The following is a 5,513-nucleotide window of genomic DNA, read 5'->3' as shown; positions in this document are numbered from 1 at the left end:
GCAAGTTGCCATACAAAACAGGGTCGCCAGCAATATCGGTATAAGTCAAAGCACCTTTAGCGTTAAGGTACTGAATCTCTTTAGTCGCAGTAGGCGGAAAACGAACAAGCGCAAGAGTAAACATAGTGCCATGCTCAGGAACAAAGAAACGCGGCACAGAATGTTTATAGGTCTGTTGAACACGACCAGAAAACTGGCCTAACGACGTTTGGTCAGTTCCATCAACATCATAGCCAGATGCCCAGAGATTAGAGCGCATGACAAGTAAAGGACGGTTGTCAGCGTCATAAGAGGTTTTACCTCCAAATGAAGAAATAACATCATGGTAACGCTGCATGAAGTAATCACGTTCTTGGTCAGTATGCAAATTAGCATAAGCAGCTTGCAGACCCATAATGTCAATAGATGTGGTAGAAGTCGTCATTTGGCGAGAAAGCTCAGTCTCAGGAGGAAGCGGAGCAGTCCAAATGTTTTTGAGATGGCAGCAACGGAAACCATAACGAGCATCATCTTGATTAAGCTCATTAGGGTTAGCCTCGGTACGGTCAGGCATCCACGGCGCTTTAAAATAGTTGTTATAGATATTCAAATAACCCTGAAACAAATGCTTAGGGATTTTATTGGTATCAGGGTTAATCGTGCCAAGAAAAGCGGCATGGTCAATATAACCAGTAGTGTTAACAGTCGGGAGAGGAGTGGCATTAACACCATCCTTCATGAACTTAATCCACTGTTCACCATAAACGTGACGATGAGGGACATAAAAAGTAAAAATGTCTACAGTAGAGTCAATAGCAAGGCCACGACGCAATGGAGAAAGACGGAGAGCGCCAACGGCGTCCATCTCGAAGGAGTCGCCAGCGATAACCGGAGTAGTTGAAATGGTAATAAGACGACCAATCTGACCAGCAAGGAAGCCAAGATGGGAAAGGTCATGCGGCATACGCTCGGCGCCAGTTTGAATATTAGACATAATTTATCCTCAAGTAAGGGGCCGAAGCCCCTGCAATTAAAATTGTTGACCACCTACATACCAAAGACGAGCGCCTTTACGCTTGCCTTTAGTACCTCGCAACGGCTGCGGACGACCAGGGCGAGCGCCAGAACGTTTTTTACCTTTAGACATTACATCACTCCTTCTGCACGTAATTTTTGACGCACGTTTTCTTCTGCGTCAGTAAGAACGTCAGTGTTTCCTGCGCGTACACGCAAGGTAAACGCGAACAATTCAGCGGCTTTAACCGGACGCTCGACGCCATTAATAATGTTTTCCGTAAATTCAGCGCCTTCCATGATGAGACAGGCCGTTTGAATGTTGACGGGATGAACATAATAAGCAATGACGGCAGCAATAAACTCAACAGGAGCAGGAAAGCGAGGGTATCCTACAAAGTCCAGCGTACCATAAACGCAAGCCTCAACGCAGCGACGAGCACGAGAGCGGTCAGTAGCAATCCAAACTTTGTTACTCGTCAGAAAATCGAAATCATCTTCGGTTAAATCCAAAACGGCAGAAGCCTGAATGAGCTTAATAGAGGCCAAAGCGGTCTGGAAACGTACGGATTGTTCAGTAACTTGACTCATGATTTCTTACCTATTAGTGGTTGAACAGCATCGGACTCAGATAGTAATCCACGCTCTTTTAAAATGTCAACAAGAGAATCTCTACCATGAACAAAATGTGACTCATATCTAAACCAGTCCTTGACGAACGTGCCAAGCATATTAAGCCACTTCTCCTCATCCAACGCGTCAGTTTTTGACAGAATCGTTAGTTGATGGCGAAAGGTCGCAAAGTAAGAGCTTCTCGAGCTGCGCAAGGATAGGTCGAATTTTCTCATTTTCCGCCAGCAGTCCACTTCGATTTAATTCGTAAACAAGCAGTAGTAATTCCTGCTTTATCAAGATAATTTTTCGACTCATCAGAAATATCCGAAAGTGTTAACTTCTGCGTCATGGAAGCGATAAAACTCTGCAGGTTGGATACGCCAATCATTTTTATCGAAGCGCGCATAAATTTGAGCAGATTTGTCGTCACAGGTTGCGCCGCCAAAACGTCGGCTACAGTAACTTTTCCCAGCCTCAATCTCATCTCTCTTTTTGCGTTCTGCTTCAATATCTGGTTGAACGGCGTCGCGTCGTAACCCAGCTTGGTAAGTTGGATTAAGCACTCCGTGGACAGATTTGTCATTGTGAGCATTTTCATCCCGAAGTTGCGGCTCATTCTGATTCTGAACAGCTTCTTGGGAAGTAGCGACAGCTTGGTTTTTAGTGAGTTGTTCCATTCTTTAGCTCCTAGACCTTTAGCAGCAAGGTCCATATCTGACTTTTTGTTAACGTATTTAGCCACATAGAAACCAACAGCCATATAACTGGTAGCTTTAAGCGGCTCACCTTTAGCATCAACAGGCCACAACCAACCAGAACGTGAAAAAGCGTCCTGCGTGTAGCGAACTGCGATGGGCATACTGTAACCATAAGGCCACGTATTTTGCAAGCTATTTAACTGGCGGCGATTGCGTACCCGACGACCAAAATTAGGGTCAACGCTACCTGTAGGAAGTGTCCGCATAAAGTGCACCGCATGGAAATGAAGACGGCCATTAGCTGTACCATACTCAGGCACACAAAAATACTGATAGCAGTCGGCGTGTGAATCATTAGCCTTGCGACCCTCGGCAGCAAGAACCATACGACCAATATCACGAAAATAGTCACGCAAAGCATTGGGATTATCATAAAACGCCTCTAATCGGTCGTCAGCCAACGTGAGAGTGTCAAAAACGATAAACCAACCATCAGCATGAGCCTGTCGCATTGCATTCATCAAACGCTGAATAGCAAAGCCTCTACGCGATTTCATAGTGGAGGCCTCCAGCAATCTTGAACACTCATCCTTAATACCTTTCTTTTTGGGGTAATTATACTCATCGCGAATATCCTTAAGAGGGCGTTCAGCAGCCAGCTTGCGGCAAAACTGCGTAACCGTCTTCTCGTTCTCTAAAAACCATTTTTCGTCCCCTTCGGGGCGGTGGTCTATAGTGTTATTAATATCAAGTTGGGGGAGCACATTGTAGCATTGTGCCAATTCATCCATTAACTTCTCAGTAACAGATACAAACTCATCACGAACGTCAGAAGCAGCCTTATGGCCGTCAACATACATATCACCATTATCGAACTCAACGCCCTGCATACGAAAAGACAGAATCTCTTCCAAGAGCTTGATGCGGTTATCCATCTGCTTATGGAAGCCAAGCATTGGGGATTGAGAAAGAGTAGAAATGCCACAAGCCTCAATAGCAGGTTTAAGAGCCTCGATACGCTCAAAGTCAAAATAATCAGCGTGACATTCAGAAGGGTAATAAGAACGAACCATAAAAAAGCCTCCAAGATTTGGAGGCATGAAAACATACAATTGGGAGGGTGTCAATCCTGACGGTTATTTCCTAGACAAATTAGAGCCAATACCATCAGCTTTACCGTCTTTCCAGAAATTGTTCCAAGTATCGGCAACAGCTTTATCAATACCATGAAAAATATCAACCACACCAGAAGCAGCATCAGTGACGACATTAGAAATATCCTTTGCAGTAGCGCCAATATGAGAAGAGCCATACCGCTGATTCTGCGTTTGCTGATGAACTAAGTCAACCTCAGCACTAACCTTGCGAGTCATTTCTTTGATTTGGTCATTGGTAAAATACTGACCAGCCGTTTGAGCTTGAGTAAGCATTTGGCGCATAATCTCGGAAACCTGCTGTTGCTTGGAAAGATTGGTGTTTTCCATAATAGACGCAACGCGAGCAGTAGACTCCTTCTGTTGATAAGCAAGCATCTCATTTTGTGCATATACCTGGTCTTTCGTATTCTGGCGTGAAGTCGCCGACTGAATGCCAGCAATCTCTTTTTGAGTCTCATTTTGCATCTCGGCAATCTCTTTCTGATTGTCCAGTTGCATTTTAGTAAGCTCTTTTTGATTCTCAAATCCGGCGTCAACCATACCAGCAGAGGAAGCATCAGCACCAGCACGCTCCCAAGCATTAAGCTCAGGAAATGCAGCAGCAAGATAATCACGAGTATCCTTTCCTTTATCAGCGGCAGACTTGCCACCAAGTCCAACCAAATCAAGCAACTTATCAGAAACGGCAGAAGTGCCAGCCTGCAACGTACCTTCAAGAAGTCCTTTACCAGCTTTAGCCATAGCACCAGAAACAAAACTAGGGACGGCCTCATCAGGGTTAGGAACATTAGAGCCTTGAATGGCAGATTTAATACCAGCATCACCCATGCCTACAGTATTGTTATCGGTAGCAAGCACATCACCTTGAATGCCACCGGAGGCGGCTTTTTGACCGCCTCCAAACAATTTAGACATGGCGCCACCAGCAAGAGCAGAAGCAATACCGCCAGCAATAGCACCAAACATAAATCACCTCACTTAAGTGGCTGGAGACAAATAATCTCTTTAATAACCTGATTCAGCGAAACCAATCCGCGGCATTTAGTAGCGGTAAAGTTAGACCAAACCATGAAACCAACATAAACATTATTGCCCGGCGTACGGGGAAGGACGTCAATAGTCACACAGTCCTTGACGGTATAATAACCACCATCATGGCGACCATCCAAAGGATAAACATCATAGGCAGTCGGGAGGGTAGTCGGAACCGAAGAAGACTCAAAGCGAACCAAACAGGCAAAAAATTTAGGGTCGGCATCAAAAGCAATATCAGCACCAACAGAAACAACCTGATTAGCGGCGTTGACAGATGTATCCATCTGAATGCAATGAAGAAAACCACCATTACCAGCATTAACCGTCAAACTATCAAAATATAACGTTGACGATGTAGCTTTAGGTGTCTGTAAAACAGGTGCCGAAGAAGCTGGAGTAACAGAAGTGAGAACCAGCTTATCAGAAAAAAAGTTTGAATTATGGCGAGAAATAAAAGTCTGAAACATGATTAAACTCCTAAGCAGAAAACCTACCGCGCTTCGCTTGGTCAACCCCTCAGCGGCAAAAATTAAAATTTTTACCGCTTCGGCGTTATAACCTCACACTCAATCTTTTATCACGAAGTCATGATTGAATCGCGAGTGGTCGGCAGATTGCGATAAACGGTCACATTAAATTTAACCTGACTATTCCACTGCAACAACTGAACGGACTGGAAACACTGGTCATAATCATGGTGGCGAATAAGTACGCGTTCTTGCAAATCACCAGAAGGCGGTTCCTGAATGAATGGGAAGCCTTCAAGAAGGTGATAAGCAGGAGAAACATACGAAGGCGCATAACGATACCACTGACCCTCAGCAATCTTAAACTTCTTAGACGAATCACCAGAACGGAAAACATCCTTCATAGAAATTTCACGCGGCGGCAAGTTGCCATACAAAACAGGGTCGCCAGCAATATCGGTATAAGTCAAAGCACCTTTAGCGTTAAGGTACTGAATCTCTTTAGTCGCAGTAGGCGGAAAACGAACAAGCGCAAGAGTAAACATAGT

General features: G+C 44.7%; 9 protein-coding genes. All 9 read right to left on the bottom strand.

What is annotated here, in order from left to right; translation table 11 throughout:
- Window positions 1-973: major capsid protein (locus AQS8620_RS17350; protein WP_080700182.1), on the bottom strand; the 973-nt coding region annotated here is incomplete at its 3' end.
- Window positions 974-1,009: 36 nt separating this feature from the next.
- Window positions 1,010-1,126: a phage DNA packaging protein J gene (locus AQS8620_RS17345; RefSeq protein ID WP_000033471.1), complete on the bottom strand. Its 117-nt coding sequence runs from the start codon at window positions 1,124-1,126 to the stop codon at window positions 1,010-1,012.
- A complete protein-coding gene (locus AQS8620_RS17340) occupies window positions 1,126-1,584 on the bottom strand; it encodes a scaffolding protein D (RefSeq protein WP_000084700.1) in 459 nt (152 codons plus the stop codon). Before AQS8620_RS17340 ends, AQS8620_RS17345 begins: the two co-directional genes overlap by 1 nt.
- Window positions 1,581-1,820: a phage DNA packaging protein C gene (locus tag AQS8620_RS17335; protein WP_016670801.1), complete on the bottom strand. Its 240-nt coding sequence runs from the start codon at window positions 1,818-1,820 to the stop codon at window positions 1,581-1,583. The genes AQS8620_RS17340 and AQS8620_RS17335 overlap by 4 nt, the downstream gene beginning before the upstream one ends.
- Complete coding sequence (locus tag AQS8620_RS17330; RefSeq protein WP_435988044.1) at window positions 1,753-1,905, bottom strand: hypothetical protein; 153 nt, start codon at window positions 1,903-1,905, stop codon at window positions 1,753-1,755. The genes AQS8620_RS17335 and AQS8620_RS17330 overlap by 68 nt, the downstream gene beginning before the upstream one ends.
- The gene (locus AQS8620_RS17325) at window positions 1,838-3,379 is read right to left on the bottom strand and encodes a replication endonuclease (protein WP_000252566.1); all 1,542 of its coding nucleotides are present in this window, start codon (window positions 3,377-3,379) and stop codon (window positions 1,838-1,840) included. The genes AQS8620_RS17330 and AQS8620_RS17325 overlap by 68 nt, the downstream gene beginning before the upstream one ends.
- Window positions 3,380-3,442: 63 nt before the next feature.
- Window positions 3,443-4,429 (bottom strand): Minor spike protein, encoded by a 987-nt coding sequence (locus AQS8620_RS17320; RefSeq protein WP_000466547.1) that lies wholly within the window; start codon window positions 4,427-4,429, stop codon window positions 3,443-3,445.
- A gap of 8 nt (window positions 4,430-4,437) precedes the next feature.
- Window positions 4,438-4,965, bottom strand: a complete 528-nt coding sequence (locus AQS8620_RS17315; protein WP_000487867.1) for a hypothetical protein — start codon at window positions 4,963-4,965, stop codon at window positions 4,438-4,440.
- A gap of 110 nt (window positions 4,966-5,075) precedes the next feature.
- Window positions 5,076-5,513: major capsid protein (locus AQS8620_RS17310; RefSeq protein ID WP_143267581.1), on the bottom strand; the 438-nt coding region annotated here is incomplete at its 5' end.

The sequence above is a fragment of the Aquimixticola soesokkakensis genome (genome assembly GCF_900172375.1).
Classification (GTDB): Bacteria; Pseudomonadota; Alphaproteobacteria; order Rhodobacterales; family Rhodobacteraceae; genus Aquimixticola; species Aquimixticola soesokkakensis.
The sequence above is the reverse complement of the archived record's forward strand: the minus strand, read 5'-3'. Positions and strand labels throughout refer to the sequence as shown.